Origin of the sequence: Leucobacter chromiiresistens (assembly GCF_001477055.1) — a bacterium.
Classification (GTDB): domain Bacteria; phylum Actinomycetota; class Actinomycetes; order Actinomycetales; family Microbacteriaceae; genus Leucobacter; species Leucobacter chromiiresistens_A.
The window spans coordinates 1-25,949 of record NZ_LDRK01000026.1; the positions used below are offsets into that span (position 1 = coordinate 1).

A 25,949-nucleotide genomic window follows, 5' to 3' on the forward strand; every position below is an offset into this window, starting at 1 on the left:
AGGCGCGGCGTCTTGCATGAGCAGCCGGCTGGGCCCGACCGCCGCGCGGCGCGGCGGTCGGGCCCAGCCGATGACACGGCCGGTTCGCGCGGTGGCAGGAGCCGGCGAGCCGCACCGAGCAGCCGGACGCGCCTACCGCGATGAGCGGTTCGGGCGCAGGCGCTCCGGCCAGATCCCGGACTTGCCCGGGTTCAGAATGCCGTTCGGGTCGAGCGCATCCTTGATGCGTTCCGCGAAGGCGCGCTGGATGTGGTCGTTGAAGCGGTACGTCTCGACGACCTGCTCGGCGAGGACGTTGTGCGTGCGATAGATTCCGTAGCCCTCCTGCGCTCCGGTAGTGATGAGCTCACGGGTCATCTGCAGCGTCTCCGCGCGACTCCGCTGATCGGTGACGTCGTATAGCGGCAGGCAGATGTGATGCATCTCGCGGAGCCCGATGATGAACTGCGCGAGGTAGTCCTTGCCGTACGCATCTGAAATGCGCTGCGTATCGGAGAACTGCGTCGCCGCGTCCGGGCCGCTCGGCGCGGAGACCGGGGCGTAGAAGAAGTGCCCGGCGTTCGGGAACCAGTCGAATACGGCCGCCGAATGACGGTTCGGCACCCCGGTGTTCAGCAGATGACGCGCGTGCAACAGGTCGGCCCTCCGATCACCGAAGGCCGGCGGAAGCGTCTCATTCGTCTCGAACCGTGCGCCCTCGATCTGCGAATAGGCGCCTTCGATGATCTCGAGATAGCGGTCGACCTGCCAGCGCGGTCCGTAGCACGTGCCGTACAGGATCCAGTACCCCGAGTCGAGGGCATCGATCATGCGCTGTTTGGCCTCGGCGGTCAGCGGACCGGGATCCTGCTGCCACTCGTCGCGACGCGAGACGCACGCGGCGTCGAAGACGATGTTGCGCACGATCGGCACGGATTGAATGGGTGCCATGCCGATGCGGAGCGGCAGGGTGATCTCCATGATCGCCGCGAGATCCTCCTCGCGCGGGAAGGTGATGGCGAAGGTCACTGCCGATTCGGGCTTGGGCATGAGCTGCATGCCCATCCGCGTGCAGATGCCGTAGTTCGACTGCTCGAAGAGTCCCTCGACGGAGGGCCCGATCCCGCCCGCGTAGAGATGCCAGGCTTCGGATTCGGGCAGGCCGCCCATGCCGGTGCGCAGCACCTCCCCATCGGGCAGCACCACCTCCATGCCGCATCGCCACATCGCATGATCGCCGTAGGGGGTGTAGCCGACGCCGTGATCCATCGTGTTTCCGATGACGCTGCCCCAGTCGAGCTCTGCGGGATCGATCATGAGCTGCGCACCCGACTCCTCCACCGCTCGATGCAGTGTCGCGTAGTCGACGCCCGGCTCCACTACCGCGTAGGCGAGCTTCTCGTTGATCTCGAGTACTCGGTTCATGCGCTTGCCGAGATGCAGCAGCACGGATCCGGTCACCATCGGGGACGACCCGCCGTACCCGAGATTGCGTCCGGTGGAGAACGCGTGCAGCGGAATGAGGAACTCGTTCGCGATGCGCACGATCGCCTGAACGTCGGCGGTGCTGCCGGGCCACACGACCGCTCCGCCGCGGAACTCGTCTCCGTCGGTCACCGGAAAGCGATCGTCGTACTGCCGCACGGTCGCGTCGTCGACGTGCACGTTCTCGGCGCCGATCGCCTCGCGCATCCGGTCGATCGCGGCGATGAAGTGCTCGGCGCCGACCCCGGGCGGCAGGTGGCTGATCGTCTCGCCGAATGCGTCGGTTCGGGCTGTCGACATGGGTGAACTCCTTCGTTCGTACGGTGTCATGCGCCCATTCATGGGGCGGTGCGAGCCAGCGTAGGGAGATCCGCGAAGCGCCGGATCGCGGGTTCGTTTTCGGGATACGCGCCTCCCGCCCGTGCGCGAGCACGCGGCGCGGGCTCGGCCTGCTTCGCGCGTGCTCGGCCTACTTCGCGCGCGTCTCCGAGGGGAGCTCGCCGAACTCGCGCTGGTAGAGCGCCGAGAAGCGTCCGAGGTGCGCGAAGCCGTGGCGCCGGGCCACGGCGCTCACACGTTCGTCGGCACCGGAGTCCCGGAGTTCGCGGCGCACCCGGTGCAGGCGCTCGGTGCGCTGAGCGCGCATCGGCGTCTCCCCGCGCACGTCGCGGAACGCGGCCTGCACGCTGCGGCCGCTGACGCCCGCGTACTCGGCGATGGCGCCGAGTGCGAGCGGCGGCCCGCTCGAGTAGGTGATCGCCTCGAGCGCTCGCTCGACGATCAGCGAGTTCGCGGCGGTCGTGCCCTCCGTTCCGGCTCCGGTGCCGGAGCCACGCACGGCGCCGGGCGTTCCGGAGTCGGCATCTCCGAGCACTCCGGCGACGAATCCGTCGACGCAGCGTTCGGCGAGGAACGCGGCAAGACCGGCGTCCATGTCGGGCATGCGATGCGCGCGCGCGATGAGGTCCCGGGTGAATGCGATCCACGAGCGCGCAGCACCGGCCGTGACATCGAGCACCGGTGCGAAGGCGGCAGCCTCCTCGGTGCCCAGCTCCTGAGCGAGCCGTCGCTCGACCAGCCGCCGGTCGAGCTTCACCGCGAGCATGACGCACGGCTGCTCCCATCCGCTGATCGCGGTGTCGACATCGGGGGTGTATATCGCTGCTCGGGAGCGTGTCGCCTGAATGCGTCGGTCGCCTATCGACGTGCGCAGCGATCCGCGCAGCGGTACATTGCACTGGAAGGCGGTCTCGTAGGGCGCCGTGTCGATCCTGATCCCCGTGGAATAGCTCAGCAGACCCGCCGTCACCGGGCCGAGCATGGCGGCGTGAGCAGTGAACGTGAAGTCCGGGCCCGAACGGGGGGCTGCCAGCATGGTCAGCTGATGCGGGTAATACAGGAGCGCCCCGAGCTCGCGCGCGGCGCCGAGCGAGTGGACGTGCGCGGCGACGCCCACCCGCTCGATCGGCTGCTGAGACATGTCAGGCCGCGGCTCCGACCGCGTGGAAGGCGCGGCTGTCGTACACGAGGGCCTGCGCGTCGGAGCGGAAGCGGATCGCGTCGATCTCGACGAAGAACACGCTGTGCGTGCCCCGCTCGAGCGTGCTGGTGATGCGCCCGGTGAGCGCCACCCGCGCGTCGCGCAGCGTGGGAATGCCGCCGAGATCCTGCCAGACGTCCCAGGCGAAGCGATCCTCCATCGGCACCTTCGTCTGGCCCGAGAAGTGCCGCGCCAGGTCCTCCTGATCGCCCGCGAGCACGTTGAGCGCGAGACGTCCATTGGCGGCGAAGACGTCGTGGGCGGAACTTCCGCGGTTGATGCACACCAGGATCGTCGGCGGAGCATCGGTGACGGAGCATGCAGCGCTCACCGTGATGCCCAGACGGCCGTGCGGGCCGTCCGTGGTGACCACGTGCACTGCTGCCGCGAGATTCGCCATCGCCTGGCGGAACTCGAGCTGGCGAGGATCGAGATCGGTCATGATGCGCTCCCTTCCGAGACGGGATAGTCGATGATGGTGGCGCCGCCCGAGGCGTAGTTCGGCACATCGGCCGCGACGGCCCGGCCTTCGGGCGACGCCATTGCTGCGCGGAAGTCCGCAGCGCTCGCGAACTCGGCTTCGAAGACGGCGAAGTAGGCGGGGGCCGAGCCGTCGGGTTCCGGCTGCACATCCGTCGTGTACCGCCACGCCTGCAGGCGCGGCAGCTTCGCCGCGAGCGGCAGGTGCGTGGACACGTAGTAGTCGATGAATGCGTCGGGGTCGGCGGGCTGCGGGTAGAGGACGACGAGTTTATGCATGTGCGGGATCCTTCACTGGTCGGAGGCGCCGGCAGTCGCCGGTGCCGTGGCTTCGACGGCCGCTGCGACGCGGTCCGGGGTGCCGAGGAGGTCGATCTGTCGAATCGGGTAGTTGAAGTTCTCGGTGAAGCGATTCGCGAGTTCCGGGTTGTGCACCATCTCCGAGAACAGGTGCGGAATCTGCGGGGCCGGCGGCAGCTGGATGATGGTGTTCACCCAGTCGGTCGACGCCTCGAGCCGTTCCGCGCGACGGCGTGCGACCTTGCGCATGAACCGCTCGTCGAACACTCGATCCTCTCGGATCGCGTCGGCCACGACTTTCGCAGAGTACGTGGCGGAGTTCGCCCCCTGCGCCTGCACCGGGTCGACAGTCATGTGCACGTCGCCGAGGGCGAGCAGGTATCTGCCGTTCGGCAGAAGCACGAAGTCTTCGCGGAGCACCGGGGTGACGGCTCCCTGGAGAATGTCACGAGCATCCGATTGCAGTACGAACTCCGCCTCGTTCACCCGTTCGGAGACGGAGGGATGGAACTCGCGCAGCATCTGCAGGGTGAGCTCGCGATAGGCTGCCGGATCCTCCTCGTACCTCCGATCCGTGAGCGCCTCCTGCGGTCCGCCCGGCACGCTTTCGAAGAGCAGCGCGTGCACCGGCCCGGAGAACGACCACATCGGCAGGGCGAGCAGCTCGCCGGCTGGTGGCGCCACGCTGATCTCGACACCGCGGGGGTCGCGAGGTGCGACGCCCTTCCAGAACCCGACTGCGAGCTTGCGCTGCGGGCTCGTGTAGGGGGACTTCTCCTCTCGGCGGGGGAAGAGTGCACCGATCTCGCCCTTGCCCGTCGAGACGACGACGAGATCGTGGACCTCGGTGAGCTGTTCGATCTCCGCAACCGAGAGGTCGCGGATCTCGAGGAGGCCGCCGCGCCTCTCGAACTCGGCCATGAGCTCGGGCAGATAGATGCGGTAGTCGAGGATGCGAGCCGGCTCCTCGAACTTGCCGGTGAACCGGCGATCGTCACCCCAGCCGTTGTAGTGGTAGTGGTACGAGTACTCCGCATCGGTGCCGGGCCAGTCCGCGATGCCGAGTTCGCGCTCGATATCGATGGTCGCGCTCATATGGGCCACGCTGTTCATGATCTTGCCGTCGCGCACCTGATCTGCGGTGCGGTTGGTGTAGATGGTCACGTCCAGGTCTTGCTGCAGGAGATGGAGACCGAGATGCAGCCCTGCGACCCCTGCTCCGATGATGCCGATGGTGGTCATGCCGGTTTCACTTTCCGATCAGGACGCGAATCGTCCGCGTCATTGCGTTCGTCTGCTCGATATGCGAACTACGTCTGTCGAATAGTTCGATATGTGAGCTCAATGTTACGCGCGCGTGACAGACGGACGCATCGGCTTCGCAAAATGGATAGTTGCGCGTGCAGCCAGGCCAGCGGAAGAGCAGGTGGGGGTCAGTGCGACCAGACGTCGGCGGGGCGCTCGACCCTGAGCGCTGCGTGCTGCAGCGCCGGAATCACCTCTCGGACCTCGTGCGCGCCATTGGGGAAGATCACCGCGATGCTCGCCGGTTGGCCGTCCGGCAGCTCGAGCGGTTTCGCGACCGCTTCGAAGCCCGGGAAGGGAGAACCCTTCGTGTGCACGTGGCCGATGCTCCGGGCGAGTGCGATCTCGTCGGCTTCGTACTCACGCGCTTCGCCGCGCGCGAGGATCGCCATACCCGGTGCCCCGTCCGTCAGCAGGAAGCGAGTGCTGCGCCGGATCGCAACCGCGGCGGAACGATGCGACGGTCGAATCGACGCGAGCACGACGGCGTGGTCCTTCTGCGGAACCGAGAAGATGGCGGTTGCGGAGGTGGCTTCGGCAAGCTCATCGAGCACCTCTTCGATCCGCAACTCGGAGTTGCTCACGCCCGCCTCTGCGAGCGCCGCGATTCCCGTGCCGAGCGTGTAGCGCCCGTCGGCCGCTCGAGTGACGAAGGTGTAGTCCTCCAGCGTGCGAAGAATGCGATACACCACCGAGCGATGCAGGCCCAGGGCGTCGGCGAGTTGCTGACTGGTTCGCCTCTGACCGTCGGCGAGCATCTGCAGCGCATCGAGGCCTCGCTCGAGCGTTTGCGAGCGCACGGCGCGGTTCTTCGCTTCGGTCATGATGCTTGCCATGCTATCGGGGGAGCGAGAGACGTACGACGCCGGCGCCCATTCGGGGCCGGTGGTCTCATCGTCTACGCAGTGCAGGGTCCTTTCCGGGCAGAGGGAGCTTCCGTTCCAGTCTGGCGGCGATCCGGTCGGCTCGTCCGCTGCGGTGGCCGAGGGTATGCACCGTGATCACCCGCGATCCGTCGTAGGAGACGCCGATGAACGCCCCGTGATGGAGGTTGTGACCGTTGTGCCACCAGAGGGCGTCATCGGCCATCCATCCGAACGGCTTCGCGCCGTTCGACTGAGCAGCGACCGCGGTGGCGTACTGTTCGAGCGCATCGAAGGTGCCGTGCACTCCACCCGCGCCGATGAACGGACCGGTGTCCGTCCACTGGCGGAGGATGCCGCCGGTCCATGAGCGCAGCAGCGGCACGCGCTTCGGGTCGGGGCTGATCGATACACCGGAGATGCCGAGTGGTGCGAACACCTCATCCATGGCGAGGGCCCACCAATCGCGGCCGGAAGCGACCTCGAGCAACCGGGTCAGCACCGCGTATCCCAGGTTGGAGTACCTGAACGACCCAGCGGTGCCATCGAGCTGCTCCGCGAGCGTCGGCAGCACCTCCGCGTCGAAGTACTCGTTCGTGTACTTCGCGTAGGGGTCTCGCGCTTCCCCCAGGGTCGCGACCATGTTCCGAGGAGCTTGGGGCAGACCGGACGTGTGCGTCGCCAACGCGAGAACATCGACGGTGCGCGGCAGCTGCGTCTCCGGGAAGTACTCGCTCACGGGGTCCGAGAGGTCGATGATGCCTGCATGTGCAAGACGCTCCGTGATCCGAGCGGTGACGGTCTTGCTGATCGATCCCCACTCGAGCATCGGAGCACCGAGGTGCAGCGGCCCCATCCGCTCGACCGTGATCCCACCGCGATCGCGGACCCGGTACGCCGTGCTCCTGCGACATACCAACCAACTCATGCCTGCGAGCCTATCGGCCCGGGCGGAGGCCGTGCTCGCCAGGAAAGAGCCGATCCGCGCAGTGCCCGGGCGCGCTCCGATGGTTCGCCTCACAGGCGCGCATTGCTCGTGGACGAGAGAAACGACCCGCTCGACCCGCTGCGGGTGCCACCCTCCGGGCACCCGCAGCGACAAGCGTCTGCACACGTCGGTCGAGCTGCGCCCGACGGATCAGGACGCGCGGCGACGCCGCAGCACGAGCAGACTGCCGGCGGCGAAGAGTGCGCCCATGAGCGCGATCGTCACCGGCCACTGGAGGTCGGAGGCGCCGGTGTCGGCGAGCTCGCGCCTTCCTGCGGAGTCCGTACCGGCGGCACCCGCTGCACTGCCGTCGGCACCGGAGGCGGCCCCGGTCCCGTCATCTGCTCCCTCGTCAGGGCCGTCTGCCGGTTCGCCCGGTGCTCCGGGGACGCCCGGCTCGGCCGGAGCGCTGGGGTCGCCCGGGCCGCCCGGATCGATCGGGCTGGTCGCGTCGTCGGCGACGGTGATGGTGTGCTCGCGCACCACCCCGTTCACGGTCACGGTGAGTGTCGCCTCTCCGACCCCGGTGGCGGTCAGCGCTCCAGTCGACGGGTTGAAGCGGACCACGCTTTCACCGGCTGCCTCGCTCGCGCTCGCGCTCACGGCGCGGCCGCGCTGATCCGTCTCGACCGATCCGTCGTCGACGATCACTCCGTCGCCTCCCCAGACCGCGCTCATCGGCCACTGCACCGGCACGATGCGCCCGCCGTCCTGCGAAATGGTGGCATCGACGGTGACGGCCTCTCCGACGGTCATCGCTGCTGGAACTGCTGCCGTCGCGCCGAGTGTGAGCTCGTCGACGCGGGGCTTCACCTCGGTGCGGAGCCAGTTCGTGCGGCTCGTCACGGGCGTCGGGTTGTGACCGACGACACCCGAGTTCGGGTTGATGCCGAGCATCGCCCAGCCGGTGAACCCGCCCTGATCGGGCGCGCCCGACGGCCCCTTACCGCTGTTGCCGCTGAGGAACGTCGATACGCCCTCATGGCTCGTCGCGTGGAATACCCCGGCGTGGCCGTTGATCGAGGCGATCGACTTGCCCGTGTCGGCGCGGAACTCCGCGAGCCGGTCCTGATACCGCTGCGCTTCGATGCGGTCGGAGAGTTGGCTGTCCTTGCTGCTCTTCGGATCGTCGACCGGATGGTGCGCGAACACCAGCACGCCCGTGATCGTCGAGTCCTGCTCAGCCTGGGCGAGCGCCTCCTCGAGGAAGCGCATCTGCTGCTTGTCGGAGCCGTTGAACGAGCCGTTCGCAGTGTTCAGCGTGACGAGAAGCGTGCCGCCCACTTGCTGCTTCGTCTTGGTCGGCCCGAACTCGGCGATGAAGTTCTCGATGGGGCCGCCCATCACCTCGTGGTTGCCCGGCACGTAGACCCACGGCAGCTGGTCGCCGATCTCATCGTCGAGAATTCTCCGCGCGAGTGCAAGGTCCTCGGGAGCGGCCTCGTCGACGAAGTCGCCGGTGATCACGAACATGTCGGGCTTCGCGGCGAGGATCTCGCGCAGCGTCTGCCGCGCCCCTTGCACGTTCGGCCCCTCGGGGTTGCGTGCGACGAATTGCGCGTCGCTCATCACGGCGATGCGTTGCGCGCGCTGATCGACGGTCCCGTTCGTGATGACGAGCGGATCGTGCACGACGGGTGCCTGCGGCTGCGCCACGTCGGGCGCCACGACAGCGCGGATGCCGGCGAAGCTGGTCTCGCCCTGGTACTGCTTCGCCGCCGAGGTCTCCATCATGCGCACCCGCTCGAGCTGCAGCGGGAAGGCGGTTCCGACGGGCACCGTGAACGTGATCTCCTGCCAGCCCGTCCAGCTCGTGTGCGGGCCGTCGAGGTTGATCGTCGTGCCGGCGCCGGTCTTCATCTGGAGGCGGGGCCAGGTGCTCTTGCCGTCTCCGTGCATCCACATCGTGATCGCCTTCGGCTGCCCCGCGATCTCGATGGGTTCGGGTGCCACCGCGTACGCGCCGCGCGTGCCCGTGGACGAAGCGAAGTCGTAGGTGAGTTTCAGTCCCGCCTCGCCGTTCGGTCCAGTCGCCTCCGAGATGGCACCGGTCGCCCGGTCCGAGCGGAAGGTCCAGTCCTTCCCGTTCGCGAGGTCCGACACCGGAGTCTCCTCCAGGCCGATGGTCACCGCGACGTCGACGCGGCGGTCTCCGGCGGCGAACGACACGGTCGCCGCCCCGGATGCCGTGCGCGGGGTGATGGTAAAGGTGTTGCCGTCGAGCGATTCGACAGCGACATCCGCACCCGCGGAAACCGTGAGATCTGCGGCCTCGATGGGTGCTCCGAAACCGTCACGGTCGAGCCCCGTGATCGTCACCGTCTCGCTGCCGTTCTGGTCGACCAGCGCGATGACGCTTCGGCTGGCACGGAGCCTGTCGAGCTCGCCGAGCACGCGCATCTCGCTCGTCGCCGACTTGCCGGCAGCGGTGAACGTGACGGGTGCGGTGCCCGGGGTCGCTCCGGTAACCTTCGCGGTGTCTCCGTCGATCGCAGTCAACGTCGCGTGTCCTCCTGCCACGGAGAACTCGCCCGTCGTAGCGAGCGCTCCGCGGTTCGCATCGAGGCCGATGCCCGAGACGGTGCGCGAGAAGCCGGGGAACACCGCGTCGGCGTCGTCGAGCTTCGACTCGGGGCCGACGCTCACGTCGGTGACGCCGGCGTCCGGCGCGGTCGACGAGAACACGAGGCTGTTGGGTACGCTGCGCAGATGCCCGTCGGAGGGTGCATTGCCGACGCTCAGTTCGCTGGTGCCCGGCTCCCGCATGAGCAGGGTGCTGGATCCGCCGCCGTCGAGGTTGACCGCGTTGTGCGCGCCGAGTTCGACCATGAATTCCCCGAGCTCGTCGAGGGCCATGCCGCGCGAGTGGCTCTGTCGGCCGTCGAGGGAGACGACGATGACTTCGCTGCCGTCTTCGCTCACGCCGACGGCGGTGCGCGGCTCGCCCGGGGTAGGCGCACCGACGACCGCTCCATCGGCGACGAGGCGCTGATTTCCGCTGATCGCGAGATCCACGTCGGCGCTCGCGGCGACCGTGACGGGCATCCGATCGCCGGGCTTCACGTCTGCGAAGAGGGCGACGGCCGATCCGCGCGCGAGCACGACGCCCGTTCCCGCGGCGATTGCGGTCGGCCCCGTGATCTCAGCGAGGTCGGCCGAGGTGCGTGTCACGACTCCGTCGGCGACCTCCACTCGAAGGAACTCCGGATCGATGTTCGCAGGTCCGCCGATCGCGCGCGCCATCGGGTACTCGCCCCACATCGGAGTGAAGTACCCGATGCCGTCAAGCGGAATTCCGATGTTGTTGACGGTGCTCACCTGGTGCGCTGTACCCGAGATCTCGACGGTGGCGGCCGAGGTGAGCGCTTGGATGGCGGCGATGCCCTCGCTCATCGTGAAGCTCTCGACGGGCGACGCGCTCGTGGTCTTCACGCCCTCGCTCGACGAGACGTTGGTGCCCTGTGCGACACCCGAGTTGTTGATGTCGAAGAACGAGCCGTTGACCGCGGCGACGGCATGATCGCCGAGGGAGTGCTCGGTGACGGGAGCAGGCTTCGTCAGGCTGCCCGAGTCGCGCACGTCCATCGACAGCGTCGGGGTGGAGAGGTCTGCGACGAGCACGTCGCCCGTCACCCACCCCTCGCTCTGCAACCGGTCGAAGCTCGTCGCCTTCAGGCCCGGGGCGAGGTGACGCGTCTCAGCGCGGAGCAGGCTCGAATCGCGGCCGCCGAGATCGAGGCCTCCGGTGTCGGGCGACGCGTAGCTCGCCGTCAGGGTGTGCTGGGGTACGAGAGCGATGCCGCTCACTGCGATGCCGAGACCGAGCCCGGCTGCGAGCGCTGTTCTCAGGGGTGATCGTCGAGATGAAGACACGAGTTGCCGCAGACCTTTCTTGAGGTGGGAAGCGCGTGCGGCAGCTCGATCCGAAGTATCGGGCCGCCGGGCGCCCAGGTCAGCGTAGGGAAGTAAAGTAGCGCGAAGATTGCCCGCGGGTGGACGGGAGGATCGCCGGAGGCGCTGGCAGCGCATCGTCCGATCACGCACAGCGCGGGAACGTGGGTCTCGGCCGGCATGCGCCGGAGTGATCGCCCGGTTGTCGAGAGCGTATGCACGGCTTGTGCCGATCCTGATGCCAGAGGGCGGGGAACCCGGAGCTCATCGTCCAGACCCCATGAGTAGCGCGATCAACCGTCTCATGAGTGATGCATACCGGTCATCCCGATCGGGCGGAGAACCTCCTCCACGGCGACGCGAAGCGCGGTGGCGCCCGAAGATTTGGTTAGCTCGGCACGGCGCCACCGCAGTTCCGGGTGCCTGACCCGCAGCGGTATCGAACGGCCGGTTGCGCTGGGAACGCCTCGCGTTTCAGCGCCAGGAGCGACCGGGTTCCTCTCCAACGGCGCGAGCATCTCGCCCACGCACACCATGGCTGATCTCTTCGAATTGGCGCTGGTGCACGAGGACGCTACGGTCAATGAGCTCCTCGACGCCAATACCGTCTGCATCGGTGCGCTCGCACTCGCGTGGGAAGTCCACGCGGGCTTCACTCCCGACGCGACGTGTTGGCTCATCCGCGTGCAGTCGGTCGAGGAGACCGGGGGCGACGCCGAGTACCTGTCGCTCTTCACCAACGCGGGCGATGCTGAGACGGCGACCGTCGATGCCCGCTTCGGCGAACTCGCGAAGGCATCCGGCACGACGCCGAACGACCTCTCGAAGCTGCTCGAAGGAATGGAATAGCGTCGCTCGACCGGGCGGCCACGGATGCATCGCTCCGGCGCGCTACCGAGCTGCCGCAGCATCTGAATCGCGCGCTCGACTCCACCAGGCAGATCACCGGAAGCGGTGAATGAAGATCATCGAAGTCCCCATGCTCCCGATCGTGATTCCGCTGGGGATCGTGACGTTCCTCGTGCTGCTCCGTGTCCTCCGCTCTCGCGGTCGCATCACCCTCGCGCGGGCGTCGGTCGCCGCCGCTCTCGCGATCTATGCGGGGGGAGTGCTCGCGAACACGGTGTTTCCGATCCTCCTCCGCGATGGACCAGGGTTTCATGACGGACCACGGCCGATACCTCTCTACCTCGTGCCGTTCGTGGACTATGAGTTCCAGGACGCTCTCATCAACATCGCAGTGTTCATTCCGCTCGGAGGGCTCATCCCTCTGCTGGCCGCGCGTGCGAGGTGGTGGGAGGTGTTGGCGATCGTCGCCGGCGCGAGCCTCGCTATCGAGCTGGCGCAGTTGGTCACCGCCCGTATTGTGCTGGGCGGTCACCTTGCAGATGTCAACGACTGGTTGACGAACATCTTGGGCGGCATGATCGGCTTCGGATTGTTCGCCCTCCTCACCCGCTCGACGAGGGGCGCCGCGTTCGTCGACCGCTTTCGGTGGCCGGCGCGGCAGGATCGGTTGACCACGGGGACCGTTGCAGACCCGACTCCCATCCCGGCTTCTCAGAACCAGCACCAGACGCATCCCGCGGAGTCGACGCAGCGCGTTACTTCGCGGAACGCGCCACCCGCCCCGTGATGATGCTGATCACACTCGTCGCGATCGCGACGAGCGCGAGAATGAGCACGACGGTGAGATAGAAGGGGTTCACCGGGACGCCCTGATACTCCGCGAGGATGACCACTCCTGCAGCACCGGCCCCGGGTACCCAGATCCACCGGCGCGACCCTGACTGCCCGTACAGAAACGCCCCCGCGATGAGACACACCAGGGTGAGGATCGTGGCACCGCTGCATGGGCCCCCATAGGTTCCGGGCCCGCACGTGCTCTGAAGATCAGGTGATGCGCCAGAGCGCGCCCCGACGACGATCAGGATCGCGCCCGAAGCCGCGCCGAGGAGACGAAGCACGCGCCGGAGGGAGCCTCGCTGGGGGTTCTGCGATGAGCTACGTGTCGGCATCTTCGTTCAGTACCTTTCTCTGAAAACCAAAGGCCCGCACCGCCGTTCATGTGAGAACCCTCTCCGCAGGCTCGGTACGGCCACACCCCATCTTCCACCCCGCACACCGACTCCCGTGCATCTGCGCCGTAGTTGCGCATTCGCACGCCCGATGCCGCAGGCACGGAACCAGTCAGCGCGAGGCCGCAACGTTCCCATCAGAACGTCTCGCAGTCCACCTCAGGAAACGCAACAGGCTCCCACCGCAAGTGCGGTGGGAGCCGATGGAGTAGGGCGTGCGGGACTTGAACCCGCGACCGATGGATTGCGCGTTCGGGACAACATCGTGCGCTTCCCGCTCAATGCTGAGCGCGACGGAATTCATGCTGCAAATGACACCGAGTGGTACCCAATTCGCGATGATTCCAACGTAATTTCATTGATTTCGCGAGCACAGCGGTAAGTCGCGAACAAGCTTCACCCGTGTGAACAGTACTGAGCTTCTGGCGGAATACCGACTCCATCTTCTTCGGCTCGGGCGATCGCCCGGAACCTTGAAACAACGGCTCGGCGATCTCAGCCGGTTGCATGCTCACGCCGGTCCGTTGGAAGACATCACCAAGACCGTCCTCGAGCAGCACCTCGACTTGCACTCGGCAGAGTGGTCGCCCGCCTACCGGAAGAAGGTATACGCCTCGTATCGATCCTTCTTCCAGTGGGCACGAAAACGGAAGCTCATCGCTCAGAATCCGAGTAGAGGGCTTGAAACGGTACGAGTGCCACGGTACCTACCGCGCCCAGCACCCGAAGACGTCGTACTCGATGCGTTCGACAAAGCGTCGACGGTCGAAGCAGCCATGCTGTGCCTCGGCGCAACCCAGGGTCTCAGACGAAGCGAGATTGCTGCTGCTCACCCTGCCCAGAGGGACGGTATGTCACTCCGTGTGATCGGCAAAGGCTCGAAGGAAAGGTTGGTCCCGCTCGACCCTCTCACGCTGAGCCTCCTCGAGCAACTGGAGTCGGAGCAAGGGTGCGACGACTACTACTTCCGCGGTCGGTTCGGTGGCCATGTTCATCCAGCGACGGTGTACAAGTGGCTGAAGCAGCACCTGGGGACCGGGTGGAGCACGCACAACCTGCGGCATCGCGCGGCATCGCACGGCCTCCGCGAAACGCACGATTTGCGAGGGGTGCAAGAACTCCTGGGTCATGCCTCTCTTGCGACCACTCAGATATACACCGAGGTGTCCACTGAACAGCTGACGTCGATCGTGACGGCGAACTCGCTGCGCACCAAGGTGATCGAGCGTCGCTTGAGCCAGACGTTACTCAATACCAACGTGCCTGCCACAGTGACCGATGCAGACGTCCAGCAAGCAATGAGAGTCCTCGCGCACCATCTGAGCCTTGTCCAAGACGGATGAGAGATTGGCGTGGTGGCGCGTTGCCATCGTGCCCTTCGTCTGCGGAATCGCCGCAACGATTCCTGAGCGCGACGACCAGATCGCTCACCGTCGAAACAAGCCGGGCCGACCGATCGACTTCGGTCACCAGCAGAAGGAGCGCTACAAGAGCCGAAACGTCGTCGAGAGATGCTCTCACAAGCTCAAGCAATGGCGCGGCATCGCGACGCGCTCCGACAAGACCGCTCACAACTACCGAGCCGCCGTTAGCCTCGCCGCCAAACTGACATGGATGAAGACGGACCTGTCCCGTCCGGCCTGAGCACGGGCCGGCCGGACCGCAAGGATGAGGCAGGATGATGGAATGAGTTCCTACGTCCGCCCCTTGATCAACGCGCCGGTCTTCCGCGATGCTGACGGCGGCGTAATCAACTATGGAAATCGGTGGCACGGGTCGCCTCCGGAGGACACCTACTCGGTCGACACGCATCCCGAGCGGTTCGCGCCGATCCACGTTGTCGCCGATGCCCTCATCGCGCACCTCCGAGAGACGTACGACGTCGAGGTCGATGAAGGCGTTGAGGCGGCGGCCGATCTGCTGCGTGCTGAACTTCAAGATGTGGTGCGCGCCGTGCGGATTCGGCCCAATGATCCGAGGTGCGCGTCCTTGACGATGGTCTTCACCGCCTATCCGGGGATCCACATGCACGCGGGCCTATTGCACGACTTCTACTACCCAGGCTGCGGTTGCGACGCATGCGACTCGAGCTGGCAGGCCGAAGCCGATGAACTCGAGCAGCAAGTATTGGCGATCGTCAGCGGTAACTACCGAGAGACGATTGAACGCGGACTTCGCCCCTGGGTCGACTACGCCTTCACCTATCCCGACGGCGCGAGCTCCGGAAAGTCCCGCTCTCAAGATCTTCCTGCCCAGCGTCTCAAAGACGCCAAACCCATCCTGCGCGCCCTTCCCAACGGGTGGCGTTCATGGCCGCGTTCGGCCTCAGTCTCTTGACCAGTACGGCCTAGCGGCCACCCGCGCGTGCCATCGGACGACTTCCTAGCGCTATCTGCTTGCGCGCCACTCCTCCCAGGGGAGAACATCTGGAATCGCGCGGAGAGTGCGCGCGATATTGCAGTCATCATCGAGGCACCGCACCGTGTTGATGTAGCGAAACGCTGGATCCCCACACGCAACGCACACGAACATGACGCCACCGTAGGTCACCCCGAAACCGAATCGCATCACCCGTCCCATTCGGCGGGAGGTTCTACGCCCGCGCTTCGCAGAGCTCTTCCCAGTGCGTCGTCGCGCGGCGCGAGAGCATCTCCCGCTTCATCGTCCACACCGGAGCTCCCCGCAGGCCACCACGGCCGATGCCGATCGCGCGCGGGCCGAGCTTCTGCGTGATGCCGTCCAGCGTCTCTCCGATCCGGCGCCCCTCGTACTCCGGCTCGAACAGCGCGAGCGGGGCGACGCTTTGCTTCTTCCGTAACCCGGTCAGCACCACCCCGGCTCGCACGTAGTCCGAGCCGGGTCGAACGCGGGGGAGCGCCGCGAACGCGGCCTTCGCGATCCCGATCGGGTCATCCGTCTCCGTCGGCATCCCGACGGCGACGTGCGCGGTGTGGAACTCGCCCTCGCGGAACCTGCTCGTCGACGCCCAGGCGGACACCACCCCTGCCACCAGGCCGTGCTCCCGAAGTCGCGTGCTCGCGCGCTGCGCGTAGATCGAGAACACCTGCTGCATGCCCTCCCGGGTCGACACCGGCTGGCAGAACGAGCGGGAGAAGATGAGCTGGTCCTTGTGCGGCGGCTGCTCCTCGAGCGGGATGCACGAGATGCCACGCAGCTCAAACACGGTGCGCTCCATCACCACGGAGAACTTCTTGCGGATCCACTTCGCATCCGCGTCACGGAGATCCTTCGCCGTGAAGATGCTCATCCCCGCGAGGCGCTTTCCCGTGCGCCCGGCGATGCCCCACAGGTCTGTCGTGCTGGTGCCGGCGAGAATCCGATCCAGCCGGTCGGGGGAGTAGAAGCCTAGGTGGCAGACACCGCCGAGCGACAGGTCGGCCTTCGCACCCCGCGAGGCGAGCTTCGCCTGCGTCTTCGATGAGGCGATGCCGACTCGGACAGGGATCCCGGTACAGCGGAGCACCTCGGAGCGAATCTCATGCCCGATTGCGGTGAGCTCGTCGACCGTTCCGTGCAGGCCGATGAAGGACTCGTCGATCGAGTACACCTCCTGCCATGCCGAGTACCGGCCGATGATCTCCATCACGCGCGCGGACAGGGAGCCGTAGAGCTCGTAGTTGCTCGAGCGGGCGACGACGCCGGCGCTGGCCGCCCAGTCCTTGATCTTGAACCACGGTGCGCCCATCTCGACCTGCAGCGCCTTCGCCTCACGCGACATCGCCACGACGCAGCCATCGTTGTTCGAGAGGACCACCACGGGTCGGCCGTACAAGGTGGGATCGAAGACCCGCTCGCAGCTCGCGTAGAAGGACTCGCAGTCCACGAGCGCGATCATCCGCTTACGCTCGGAGGACACGATGCAGGCTCCTCGTGACGACGCCCCAGATGTGCAGCTCCGACAGCTCGGCGACCTCGATGTCTGGGTGCTGGCGGTTCTCGGCCGAGAGGATCACGCCGGCGCGCGTCACGCGGAGCCGTTTCACGGTCATCTCGCCGTCGACGACGGCGACGACGACGTGCCCGTCCTCGGGCCGGATCGAGCGGTCCACGATCAGTTCGTCACCGTCGTAGATGCCTGCGCGGGTCATGCTGTTGCCGCGCGCACGAATCAGGAACGTGGAGACCCTGTTTGGCATGAGGTGCTCGTTCAGGTCGATCTCGGTCGTCTCGTAGTCCTGCGCGGGGGAGGGGAAGCCGCACGCGGCCTCGAGGTACGCGAAGGGGACGGCGCCGACGGGCGCGGCAGGATCGAGTGCCCGAACCTCTTCCACCCACATAGTCGCCCCCGCAGTCATCGAACATATGTTCGAGTGCCTATTATGCGTTGCGTTTGCGACGGTACGCCAATCTGTTGGCGTGTCGAAGGGAACTTCGACCTAAGCTCGAACCTGAGGGGGTGGCTGATCGTAGCTGAGCTGTGACCAATTTTCGCGTCGAGCCGTCGTTCCGGCCCGTGCTGCTCGACTTATCGCATGACGCCGATCCCGCTGCTCCCGAAGATGCTCTCGAAGAGTACGAGGGCGCGATGAAGAATGTTGCTGATGACCGAAGGTACAGGCTCGCACGGGAAAAGGCTGCCGTAATCCCAAGTCGGGAATCTCCATATCAGGCGATTACGGACCGTGCCCGCAATTTGCGCCGGGAGGTCGAGCGTCAATCGCCGAAAACGGCGACGCGCGCTCAGTCGCGCGGATTAGGAGTAAGGCGCTCGTTCTCAGCGATGCTGATCCGGACGAGGTTTAGCGTCGTGGGGACGAGACAGCCCGCGGTGTTGCCGAGCCAGTTGAGAACCTCGTTGCTGATCGTCGAGCTCAGATTGAAGGTGAAGCAACCATGTTCTCAAACTCGAAAGGTGCCCCACCTCAGGGGGGGCACCTTTGCTTTAGGGCTACTTCGTCTTCACACCTGTGTCGGCTCGTCAATAGCGATGCCTAACGCAGCTGGACTTCGCGCAGGACGTCGTTAACAGCAGGTCTTGGGGAAGCCGCGACCTCAAAGACCTCTGGCAAATGACCGACGCCGAGGAATGTGATGATGACTTCGTTGTCGGGAATGTCGAACTCTGCGCGCAAGCGCTGGTCGTGATCGGCGTCTTCGGACCAGTTCATCATGCATGCACCCAGGCCCGCAGCGTGGAAAGCGTACGCCAGAGACATCGCGAAGAGGCCGCCGTCAATCCAGGGCTGATTGCGTTCTCCGATCATGTCGAACCCGCGCAGGTCCGACGTGACGATCAGCACCGCACCGAGCTTGTGCCCAAATCCTCGGTTGCCGTGGTGGAAGGAGAGTAGGTGGTCTCTGAGATCAGAATCATAGGCAGCGTACACGCGGCGCGTCTCGCGATTGCATACTCGTGGGGTCTTCAATGCTCGAGAAACTGCAAGTTCGACATCGCTCGGTGACACCGCAGCGCCGGTGTAATGCCGGATGCTGTAGCGGGTGTTGATGAACTCGTCGTAGTCGAAATTCGTTGCGTTTTCGACCTCTCTCTTGGTGAGAGTGATCGACCCCCCGGTCGCGGCCGATCTCGGGGAATCTGCGACGAAGGCGCGCAATTCGGCTTCGGATCCTTCGGGAAGTGTCAAACCGAGGTTGTCGTGATACTCGACGTATTGGCGCAGGCACGCGCGCGCACCTGCGGTGATGCTGCTTGCGTGCCCGGTCGATTCAAGTTCCCGCACGGCTTGCATTGTCAGCGGGAGCCTGCCGGCGCCAAACCCCGCGCGGGTTTCTTCGACCGCGAGACCCTTCTCCAACGCGTGGGCCACCGAGGCGAGCACCGATTCCAACGCTTCCGGGTCGGGGTTGATCGAGGTCGTACTGGAATGCGTGATGAATCGTTCGAGGTCGTAGGCGTAGTTCCGTTGAACCTCTTCGCGATCGGCTTTGGGCGTGTACGCCAAACGCGCTGCGGTGAGATCCAAGAGCTCGGTTGTTGATGTCACGTTAGACCTCGCCTTTCGGGGTTTGTAGATGGGGGAGCGCGGCGTCGAGGATGGTGGCAGCAGCTGCTCGAGCGACGCGCATGGGTTCGTCGAACGACTGCGTGCCAAGGGTTACGAGTGCGCCTTCCAGGATGAGTAGCAAGTGCCGAGCTAAAACGTCCGGTTGGTCGAACCCTGCTTCTGCGCAAAGCTCCTGAAACCGTTCGAGCATCCAGGTTTTCTGTGCGGTGACCTCGATCGGTATGGGTTGCGCGGTCGCGTCTGGGCCGGCCTCGGCCCGTGCGTTCACCGCGCTGCATCCCTTCGTGGACCGGCCCGTGTACCACAGGTCCGCCGCGTCAAAGACGGCAAGAACTCGTTCGATGCTGTGTTCTGGCCGCAGTGACAGGAGTCTGTCGAGCGCGTTTCTCCACTGGTCTTCTCTGCGCCGAAGGTACGTGAGCGCGAGCTTCTCTTTGGAGCCGAAGCGATCGTAGAGCGTCTTTTTCGTGACGCCCGACTCTTCGGCGATGCGGTCCACGCCTACCGCATGTATCCCGTGGGCATAGAACAGCCGAGATGCCGTATCGAGAATTCTCTCTGAAGCCGGCGTCAATGCACCCACTGAGTCGTGCGCTCCTGTCATGGTCTCTTTCTAGCATGAAGTAAACAGACCTGTATAGTCGTTACTCACGGAGAACGGGTCCGCGGCTAGTGGGCGGAGATGGAAGAAAGGGCGATGATGGCTGACACGATGAAAACGATCACCGTAACCGAGTTCGGAGGACCGGAGGTGCTCTGCGCCGAGGAATCGCCAGTGCCGTCTCCACAGCCGGGAGAAGTTCTCGTTCGGCTCAAGGTGTCCGGGGTGAACTTCCTGGATGTGGCCCAACGGCGCGGTGCGACGCCGGTTTCGGTGCCGTTTCGTGCAGGCGTGGAAGGAGTCGGAGAAATTGCGGCTCTCGGTGATGATGAGACCGGGTTCGAGGTAGGTCAGCGCGTTGGATGGCTTGCGGGTGGGCAGGGGAGCTTCTCTGAGTATGCGATCGTGGACACCGAAAAGCTCGTGCCGATTCCGGACGACATCGACGATGAGACCGCTGCCGCTGCTCTCATGCAAGGCGTGACTGCACATTATCTGACCACCGATACGTTCCCTGTCTCTGAGGGTGATGTGGTCGTCGTGCACGCGGCCGCGGGCGGAGTCGGACAGCTTGTCACACAGATCGCGAAACTCAAAGGTGCGCGCGTGATTGGCACCACGTCGACTCCCGAAAAAGCCGCAACCGCGACCGCTCATGGGGCCGACTTCGTATTTGACTATGACCATTTCGCTGCACGCACTCGAGAAGTCACTGAAGGCATCGGGGCCTCGGTCGTATACGACGGCGTCGGCAAGACCACGTTCGACGACAGCCTCCGGGCCCTTCGCGTTCGCGGCACGCTGGCACTGATCGGAAACGCCAGCGGTCCCGTCGACCCCCTCGAGGTGAACCGATTGAACAGCGGCGGATCACTGTTCCTCACCCGTCCCACAGTGATGCACCACATTCGTACATCAGAAGAGCTGAATAGACGGGCCGCTGACATGTTCGATTGGATCAGAGAAGGGCGCGTGAAGGTGTCCATCGGAAACCGGTACCCCGTGGCGGAAGTGAGCGATGCATTCCGTGCACTCGAGGCGCGTGAAACTCAGGGGAAAGCGCTGCTGATTCACTGATCACAACCTGGAGTGACCACAATACGTTCGGTTACTGTCAGGGTCATGTTCAGGCTCGAGTGAGCGATCGCATCATTTGAAGGTGGATATTCAGATCTTCGGTGGTGTGATCGCTCAACAAATTTCGAAGCCGCGCCGTGGCAAGGTTCCGCGCCTGCGCCAATCGCGAACGCCCCAGTGGTGACACCCTCACGAGAACTGAGCGCTTATCCGCGAGTGAAGGAGCGCGCTCGACGAGTTCCGCTGCATGCAACTTTCGCAACACTCGACTCGATGCAGCACGGTCGATTTCGAGCGTGGCTGCAATGTGGGTCACGGAAGCTGGCGAGACACTGGAAACCGTGACGAGTACTGCAAGCTCGCTTGGACGCATGCCCTCGAGAACGCTTGCCGCGCGCTCCGCAAGATATCTTCTGGAAGTCGAAATCAGGCGTGTGAGCGCCACTTCGAGATCCTGAAGGGCCATATCCCGCGGACAGGTCTCCTCGCGAATCCCCCTTCGTGGCACAACGTCAGTCCGCGAGCGGCGCGGCGGTGCGCGGCCACGATGTTGTCGTCCCACCCCGGGATTCCCCGTAACGCTCGATATCGAGATTGAAACGGCGGAGAAGGTCCGCAAAGTGCGCGACGTCTGCGTCGCTCCACGCTTCTAGAGCGCGATCGAGCGTTGCCACAAAGCGCTGCCGTACCTTGGTTAAGCGCTCGGTACCACGTGCCGTGATCTCAAACTTCTTCGCTTGACCGCCATCGGGATCGGGGATGCGCTCAAGAAGGCCTTCACGCATAGCAGCGGCGGTCTGACGCTGCACCGTGGAGGTGTCCAAGAGAAAAGCATCGCGCAGTTGGGCGATAGTCATAGGGCCCTGATGCTCGAGGCGGCTGAGCAGTAGATATGCGCTCCGCTCGAGATCTCCTTCGAGACGATGCTGAGCCGTGGTGTAGCGGCTCAACAGCATCTGCTCGTACTCGATATCGGCAACACGTCGCGACATTGCACACTCCGTCCTTACTGGCGCTCCAATACTACCAGCAGATGTGTATTATGCATATGTACGATGCATATGCATTCTGCATAACGAGAGTCTGAGGAACCATGTCACCTTCCCAAATGCGTTCGCCGAGCTCCGGAGCGCTCGTTGCCACGCTCGCGTTCGCCGGCATTGCCGCGTCAGTTACGCAAACGATGATCACTCCGCTCGTCGCACAACTCCCCGCAATCTTTGCGACCTCGCCAGCTAACACCGCGTGGATCGTGACGGCAACCCTTCTCGCGGCTGCCGTGGCGGTTCCAATCGCTGGGCGGCTCGGCGATATCTTCGGCAAGAAGCGCATGATCTTACTTTCGACCGTTCCGCTCGTCCTCGGAGGCGTCCTATGCGCCTTGGCGCCGAACGTTGAGTTCATGATCGCCGGACGAGCGCTCCAAGGGCTCGGGATGGGCATGGCGCCGCTAGGAATCGCCCTGCTGCGGGATGCGGTGCCCCGGGAGAAGCTCTCCTCTGCGATTGCCACAGTGAGTGCGACGATGGGCATTGGTGGCGCCATCGGACTTCCCCTCGCAGCGGCCGTGATTCAGTTCGCCAGCTGGAGGGCCCTGTTCTGGGGAGGGGCCGGTGTCACTGTCGTGGCAGCCATCGTCATCGCGCTCGTCGTGCCCCAGGGGCGAGCTGGCGCAGCCGGTCAGAAGTTCGACTTCGTGGGAGCGATAGGGCTCGCCATTGGTCTTGTCTCCTTTATCCTCTCAATCTCGAAGGGTGCGCAATGGGGATGGGGATCCTTCGAAACGATCGGACTGTTTGCTCTCGCGGCAGTGTCGTTCGTGCTGTGGGGCTTCTGGGAGACGAAGCGGGACGACCCCCTTGTTGATCTTCGCACGGTGGTGAGGCCGCAGGTGCTCCTCACCAACATCGCATCGATCTTCATCGGTTTCGGAATGTACGCGAGCATGCTCGTGCTCCCGCAGGTATTGCAGCTCCCTGCGCAAACCGGATACGGGCTTGGTCAAACGGTGCTTGCCGCTGGGCTCTGGATGGCCCCGGCCGGTGTCATGATGATGCTTCTCTCCCCGGTCGGCGGGCGCATCACCGATGCTCGCGGCCCAAAGTTCACGCTGGTGACTGGAGCGCTGATCATTGCTGTCGGGTACGGTGTCGGGCTTTTGGGTATGAGCGCCACGTGGGGTGTCATGCTCGTAGGTATCGTAGTGAACAGCGGCGTTGCACTCGCTTATGGCGCGATGCCCGCGCTGATCATGGGGGCGGTCCCTCGCAGCGAGACGGCGGCAGCTAATGGCTTCAATACTTTGATGCGTTCACTCGGCACCACAATCGGCGCCGCCGTTGTCGGCGTAATCCTCGCGCAAATGAGTACTCCCTTGGGGCAATCACTCGTTCCGAGCGAGGCAGGTTTCCGCACCGTTCTCATTGTCGGCGCAGGAATCACGATCGTAGCCGCCGTCCTTGCTGCGAGCATCCCCGTGAAGCGGATGATCGAAAATGGAGAAGGCGATCCCGTCTCGTCTCCCGTGAAGAGCACCGCCGTCGAACACCCGGTTCCCTCTCGCTAGCGGCCTCGATCGCACTCACTGGGGCAAGCAACTGCAGAAAGGGCTCCGTTGGAAACGCCTCCGACCTCTGATCGCGTCCCGTGTTGAGCCTGCATAAGTTGCAAGTATGGTTACGACCACACGGGTGATCCCGATCTCAGCTCAGTTCCTACTCGCTGCTTCTCGGGGTGCCTGACGCGACACCGCGATCATTGCAGTCTGTTCGTTTCTCAGCAAATGCAGACCTCAAAGATCGCGAAGTCGCTCAGCTTACGGGCGTCAACAAGAGTGCAGTAGGGAAACGCGCGGATTCGGACTGCTGTCGCGGATGAGGCAGTGTAGGTCGAAGGAGTGAAGAGGCTGATGCCTTCGCGAAGAGCCTCATCCGTGGCCGTCACGAGATGTTCGAGCAAACTCTGAAGCGCGTGACGCCTCGCCCTCGCTCGCTTCCTGCAGAGGCTGAATATCAGTTCAATGAATGCGCCGCGGGAATCTGCGGTCATCGCGAGGGCCGCAAGGCGAGTGCCACAGCGGCGACCGAAACCATCGATTGAGAACGATGAGGCGACTGCAGGCCGCGGCTCGAGCTACTTCAGACCTGGGTTCTCGCGAAGATACCGGACCGCATCTTCTTCACTAATCGCGATCAGACCCCGGCGGGAGTACGAGATTGCGTTCAGCGCGATGAGCCACGCCTTGTTGGGCTTCGGCTGGTGGCTCCCGGTGTAGCGGAATGCGAGATGAACGTGTGGCGATACCCAGATCGTCATCTCGTTATCGCGTAGGCCGTTCGGGTGCCACGTGAAGAAGAAGTGCTCCTGCTTCGCGAGCTCCTGCTGGATGACGATCTGCAAATGCACGAGCGGGCGATCCTCGAACTCGTACGATCTTCCGTCGTAAATCAAGTGACCCATCAGGGTGCTCTCTCATCTCGAACTGGCTCACACACCCCTCTCGTGAGCGTATCGCAGCTCGTCGCTCGGCTCGTAGTAGGAGGTAACACGCTCGACCCCGACGCCGCGGCGTGCCGCGGCGCGTCGTGCGGCAGGCGCGACTGGATCGTTCAGCGGTGGAGCGGGCGGGGAGATGCTGAGCGGCTTCCGGTCGGGCCAGCCTGCCCGCTGCGCGGGCATTCTGGCCGCGGGCGCAGAGCGCCCTTTTGGATGGCTGGGTGACGGTGGATCGGCCTAACGTGTTCCCGAAGTTGTGGTGAAGCCGGCAGCTCGAAGCCGTTGCTGGTATGCCTTGCGCATAGTTCGAAACCGGGAGAGCAGGAACGAGGCATCATCGTGATATACACCCGGAACAGCGCGCCTCACCGCGTCTAGGTGCGAGGAGGCACCACGAGTGCCGACCTCATCAACTCATCGAACCGTCACTTACGCCCCGTCGGGGGCGACTCTCCATCGAGGAAGCATGAACAAGCGCACTGCCCACCGCATCACCAAGCTCGCCGTCACGCTCGCAGCCGCGGCGATCGCCGCCATCATCGCCGCACAGAACATCGACATCGACCCCGCCGCCCCGAGTTCGGAGCGGCCCGGAGACTCGACGACGCAGCAGGTGACGGCCGTGGTCGACGGAGACACGATCAAGGCCGTCGACGCCGCCGGCACCGTGAACCGAGTCCGGGTCATCGGGATCGACACCCCCGAGATCGGGCGAGGCAAGACCCCAGACGAGTGCTGGGCACAAGAAGCCCGCACCGCACTCGTCGACCTCCTCGACGGGAAGGACGTCGAGCTCGTCAGCGACCCGTCCCAGGGTGACGTGGACCGGTACGGGCGGCTGCTCCGCCACCTGTACACCGACACCGGGAACGTGGCCGAGCAGCTCCTGCAGCAAGGCGCCGGCTACGAATACACCTACTCCAAGCCGTACACAGGGCAGGCAGAATTCCGCGACGCGGAAAGCGCCGCGCGCGCTGCCGGCGCCGGGCTGTGGGGAGCCTGCGACCCCGCGAACTGAGGCGTCGCGGCGCCCGCGGATATGGCATGTGAACGTTGCAAGCTGTGCTGAACCGCTCGAGGCGGACCTGGAACGGAAAGGTGCGCTGAGCCCTGTGTCTCTGCGGAGAGCCCCGAGATCCCGAAAGCGGATCACGAACGGGGGAGTACCACCACCGAGGAGACGCAGATGCCCGCGAAACTGAATCCCTACGACACCGGAGGGCGTCTCGAGCCGAAACCATGGCCGGCCGACGCCGGCACCGACTCCGACGATTGCGGCAAGGTCAATTTCACCGACGAGTTCGGTGAGACGGTCTTCACCGGATGGATGCAGAAGACCGAGGCCGGCTACATCCTCCGCGTCGACGAGCACCAGGACGTCCAGCTCGCCTTCGAAACCAGCAGCCAACGCCTTGAGCGCGAAGCCGCGATGATGCAGCTCGATCAGGCGCTGCGCACTATCACCGCACGGCATGACGAAGCCGTCTGGTGCTACGACGGCGACCCCGACGCGTTCACACCCGGCTATTTCGTCATCGAGAACAACGCCGGAGGGCACCGCTTCGCCATCACCGAGCAGTACATCGGCACCGACTCTTCAGACATCGACCGCGTTCCCAACTCGTGGGACGTCGACGTCGCCCGACGCTCGCAGAACGGCTCATGGGAATCCGAGGGGACCCGCAACTACGAGCCCGCGAAGATCGGAGAACGATACAAGCTGATCATCTCCCGTTCTAGAGTGCAGGCCAGCTGCGCTTTCCGGCGGAGATCCTCCGTGCCAGCATCGACGGCGCAAGAACAAGCTGCTGCCACCCTTCCACGCCTACTGCGGCATCGCCGATGCTGCGGGTCATGTCGTCGGCGCGGCTGACGACGAC

The 25,949-nt window shown here is 64.9% G+C and carries 25 protein-coding genes; 9 read left to right on the forward strand and 16 right to left on the reverse strand.

Annotation, left to right across the window (positions count from 1 at the left end; all coding sequences use genetic code 11):
• Positions 1-132: 132 nt before the first annotated feature.
• The 8 genes from NS354_RS05595 to NS354_RS05630 all read right to left on the reverse strand — a co-directional run bounded on the left by NS354_RS05595 (position 133) and on the right by NS354_RS05630 (position 10,747).
• On the reverse strand, positions 133-1,764 hold the full coding sequence (locus NS354_RS05595; RefSeq protein WP_058593604.1) for an FAD-binding oxidoreductase: 1,632 nt from the start codon (positions 1,762-1,764) through the stop codon (positions 133-135).
• A 169-nt stretch (positions 1,765-1,933) separates the two neighbouring features.
• Positions 1,934-2,944, reverse strand: coding sequence for an AraC family transcriptional regulator (locus tag NS354_RS05600; RefSeq protein ID WP_058593605.1), 1,011 nt, complete (start codon positions 2,942-2,944; stop codon positions 1,934-1,936).
• 1 nt (position 2,945) lies between these two features.
• On the reverse strand, positions 2,946-3,446 hold the full coding sequence (locus NS354_RS05605; RefSeq protein ID WP_058593606.1) for a flavin reductase: 501 nt from the start codon (positions 3,444-3,446) through the stop codon (positions 2,946-2,948).
• Entirely contained in the window at positions 3,443-3,763 is a 321-nt protein-coding gene (locus NS354_RS05610) for an EthD family reductase (protein WP_058593607.1), read from the reverse strand. The genes NS354_RS05605 and NS354_RS05610 overlap by 4 nt, the downstream gene beginning before the upstream one ends.
• A 12-nt stretch (positions 3,764-3,775) precedes the next feature.
• On the reverse strand, positions 3,776-5,026 hold the full coding sequence (locus NS354_RS05615; RefSeq protein WP_058593608.1) for a styrene monooxygenase/indole monooxygenase family protein: 1,251 nt from the start codon (positions 5,024-5,026) through the stop codon (positions 3,776-3,778).
• 191 nt (positions 5,027-5,217) lie between these two features.
• Positions 5,218-5,925 (reverse strand): helix-turn-helix domain-containing protein, encoded by a 708-nt coding sequence (locus NS354_RS05620; RefSeq protein WP_058593609.1) that lies wholly within the window; start codon positions 5,923-5,925, stop codon positions 5,218-5,220.
• A gap of 55 nt (positions 5,926-5,980) precedes the next feature.
• Positions 5,981-6,880, reverse strand: coding sequence for a serine hydrolase domain-containing protein (locus NS354_RS05625; RefSeq protein ID WP_082677920.1), 900 nt, complete (start codon positions 6,878-6,880; stop codon positions 5,981-5,983).
• A gap of 210 nt (positions 6,881-7,090) precedes the next feature.
• Positions 7,091-10,747 carry a phosphodiester glycosidase family protein gene (locus NS354_RS05630; protein WP_058593611.1) on the reverse strand — a complete coding sequence of 1,219 codons (3,657 nt, stop codon included), beginning with the start codon at positions 10,745-10,747 and terminating at the stop codon, positions 7,091-7,093.
• Between the two features lie 618 nt (positions 10,748-11,365).
• On the opposite strand from NS354_RS05630, the gene NS354_RS05635 reads away from it, so the two are divergent.
• A complete protein-coding gene (locus tag NS354_RS05635) occupies positions 11,366-11,680 on the forward strand; it encodes a hypothetical protein (RefSeq protein ID WP_241490358.1) in 315 nt (104 codons plus the stop codon).
• Between the two features lie 130 nt (positions 11,681-11,810).
• Positions 11,811-12,467 carry a VanZ family protein gene (locus NS354_RS05640; protein ID WP_241490361.1) on the forward strand — a complete coding sequence of 219 codons (657 nt, stop codon included), beginning with the start codon at positions 11,811-11,813 and terminating at the stop codon, positions 12,465-12,467.
• Here the strand turns inward: NS354_RS05640 and NS354_RS13330 are convergent.
• Positions 12,436-12,657 (reverse strand): hypothetical protein, encoded by a 222-nt coding sequence (locus NS354_RS13330; protein WP_153002120.1) that lies wholly within the window; start codon positions 12,655-12,657, stop codon positions 12,436-12,438. The genes NS354_RS05640 and NS354_RS13330 overlap by 32 nt on opposite strands.
• Positions 12,658-13,313: 656 nt before the next feature.
• On the opposite strand from NS354_RS13330, the gene NS354_RS13335 reads away from it, so the two are divergent.
• The 3 genes from NS354_RS13335 to NS354_RS05655 are packed head-to-tail and all read left to right on the forward strand — an operon-like array spanning position 13,314 to position 15,246.
• Positions 13,314-14,252, forward strand: a complete 939-nt coding sequence (locus tag NS354_RS13335; protein ID WP_153002121.1) for a tyrosine-type recombinase/integrase — start codon at positions 13,314-13,316, stop codon at positions 14,250-14,252.
• Positions 14,236-14,553 carry a transposase gene (locus NS354_RS05650; protein WP_082677922.1) on the forward strand — a complete coding sequence of 106 codons (318 nt, stop codon included), beginning with the start codon at positions 14,236-14,238 and terminating at the stop codon, positions 14,551-14,553. Before NS354_RS13335 ends, NS354_RS05650 begins: the two co-directional genes overlap by 17 nt.
• Before the next feature lie 42 nt (positions 14,554-14,595).
• Positions 14,596-15,246 carry a DUF6226 family protein gene (locus NS354_RS05655; RefSeq protein ID WP_058593614.1) on the forward strand — a complete coding sequence of 217 codons (651 nt, stop codon included), beginning with the start codon at positions 14,596-14,598 and terminating at the stop codon, positions 15,244-15,246.
• A 256-nt stretch (positions 15,247-15,502) separates the two neighbouring features.
• On the opposite strand, the gene NS354_RS05660 is transcribed toward NS354_RS05655, so the two are convergent.
• The 4 genes from NS354_RS05660 to NS354_RS05675 all read right to left on the reverse strand — a co-directional run bounded on the left by NS354_RS05660 (position 15,503) and on the right by NS354_RS05675 (position 19,500).
• Positions 15,503-16,786 (reverse strand): Y-family DNA polymerase, encoded by a 1,284-nt coding sequence (locus NS354_RS05660; RefSeq protein WP_241490362.1) that lies wholly within the window; start codon positions 16,784-16,786, stop codon positions 15,503-15,505.
• Positions 16,770-17,207, reverse strand: coding sequence for a LexA family protein (locus NS354_RS05665; protein WP_058593616.1), 438 nt, complete (start codon positions 17,205-17,207; stop codon positions 16,770-16,772). Before NS354_RS05665 ends, NS354_RS05660 begins: the two co-directional genes overlap by 17 nt.
• A 654-nt stretch (positions 17,208-17,861) precedes the next feature.
• A complete protein-coding gene (locus NS354_RS13110) occupies positions 17,862-18,875 on the reverse strand; it encodes a nitroreductase family protein (RefSeq protein ID WP_082677923.1) in 1,014 nt (337 codons plus the stop codon).
• A gap of 1 nt (position 18,876) precedes the next feature.
• Complete coding sequence (locus NS354_RS05675) at positions 18,877-19,500, reverse strand: TetR/AcrR family transcriptional regulator (protein ID WP_058593617.1); 624 nt, start codon at positions 19,498-19,500, stop codon at positions 18,877-18,879.
• Between the two features lie 93 nt (positions 19,501-19,593).
• On the opposite strand from NS354_RS05675, the gene NS354_RS05680 reads away from it, so the two are divergent.
• Positions 19,594-20,574 carry a quinone oxidoreductase family protein gene (locus tag NS354_RS05680; protein WP_241490363.1) on the forward strand — a complete coding sequence of 327 codons (981 nt, stop codon included), beginning with the start codon at positions 19,594-19,596 and terminating at the stop codon, positions 20,572-20,574.
• A 49-nt stretch (positions 20,575-20,623) separates the two neighbouring features.
• Here NS354_RS05680 and NS354_RS13935 read toward each other — a convergent pair whose 3' ends face one another.
• Positions 20,624-21,040: a MarR family transcriptional regulator gene (locus NS354_RS13935; protein WP_082677924.1), complete on the reverse strand. Its 417-nt coding sequence runs from the start codon at positions 21,038-21,040 to the stop codon at positions 20,624-20,626.
• Between the two features lie 46 nt (positions 21,041-21,086).
• Positions 21,087-21,566, reverse strand: a complete 480-nt coding sequence (locus tag NS354_RS05685) for a MarR family winged helix-turn-helix transcriptional regulator (protein WP_058593618.1) — start codon at positions 21,564-21,566, stop codon at positions 21,087-21,089.
• Between the two features lie 101 nt (positions 21,567-21,667).
• On the opposite strand from NS354_RS05685, the gene NS354_RS05690 reads away from it, so the two are divergent.
• Positions 21,668-23,140, forward strand: coding sequence for an MFS transporter (locus NS354_RS05690; protein WP_058593619.1), 1,473 nt, complete (start codon positions 21,668-21,670; stop codon positions 23,138-23,140).
• Positions 23,141-23,706: 566 nt separating this feature from the next.
• On the opposite strand, the gene NS354_RS05695 is transcribed toward NS354_RS05690, so the two are convergent.
• Positions 23,707-23,979, reverse strand: a complete 273-nt coding sequence (locus NS354_RS05695) for a hypothetical protein (protein WP_241490364.1) — start codon at positions 23,977-23,979, stop codon at positions 23,707-23,709.
• A gap of 556 nt (positions 23,980-24,535) precedes the next feature.
• On the opposite strand from NS354_RS05695, the gene NS354_RS05700 reads away from it, so the two are divergent.
• Positions 24,536-25,087 carry a thermonuclease family protein gene (locus tag NS354_RS05700; protein ID WP_058593621.1) on the forward strand — a complete coding sequence of 184 codons (552 nt, stop codon included), beginning with the start codon at positions 24,536-24,538 and terminating at the stop codon, positions 25,085-25,087.
• A gap of 168 nt (positions 25,088-25,255) precedes the next feature.
• A complete protein-coding gene (locus NS354_RS05705) occupies positions 25,256-25,942 on the forward strand; it encodes a hypothetical protein (RefSeq protein ID WP_058593622.1) in 687 nt (228 codons plus the stop codon).
• The last annotated feature ends 7 nt before the right edge of the window (positions 25,943-25,949 follow it).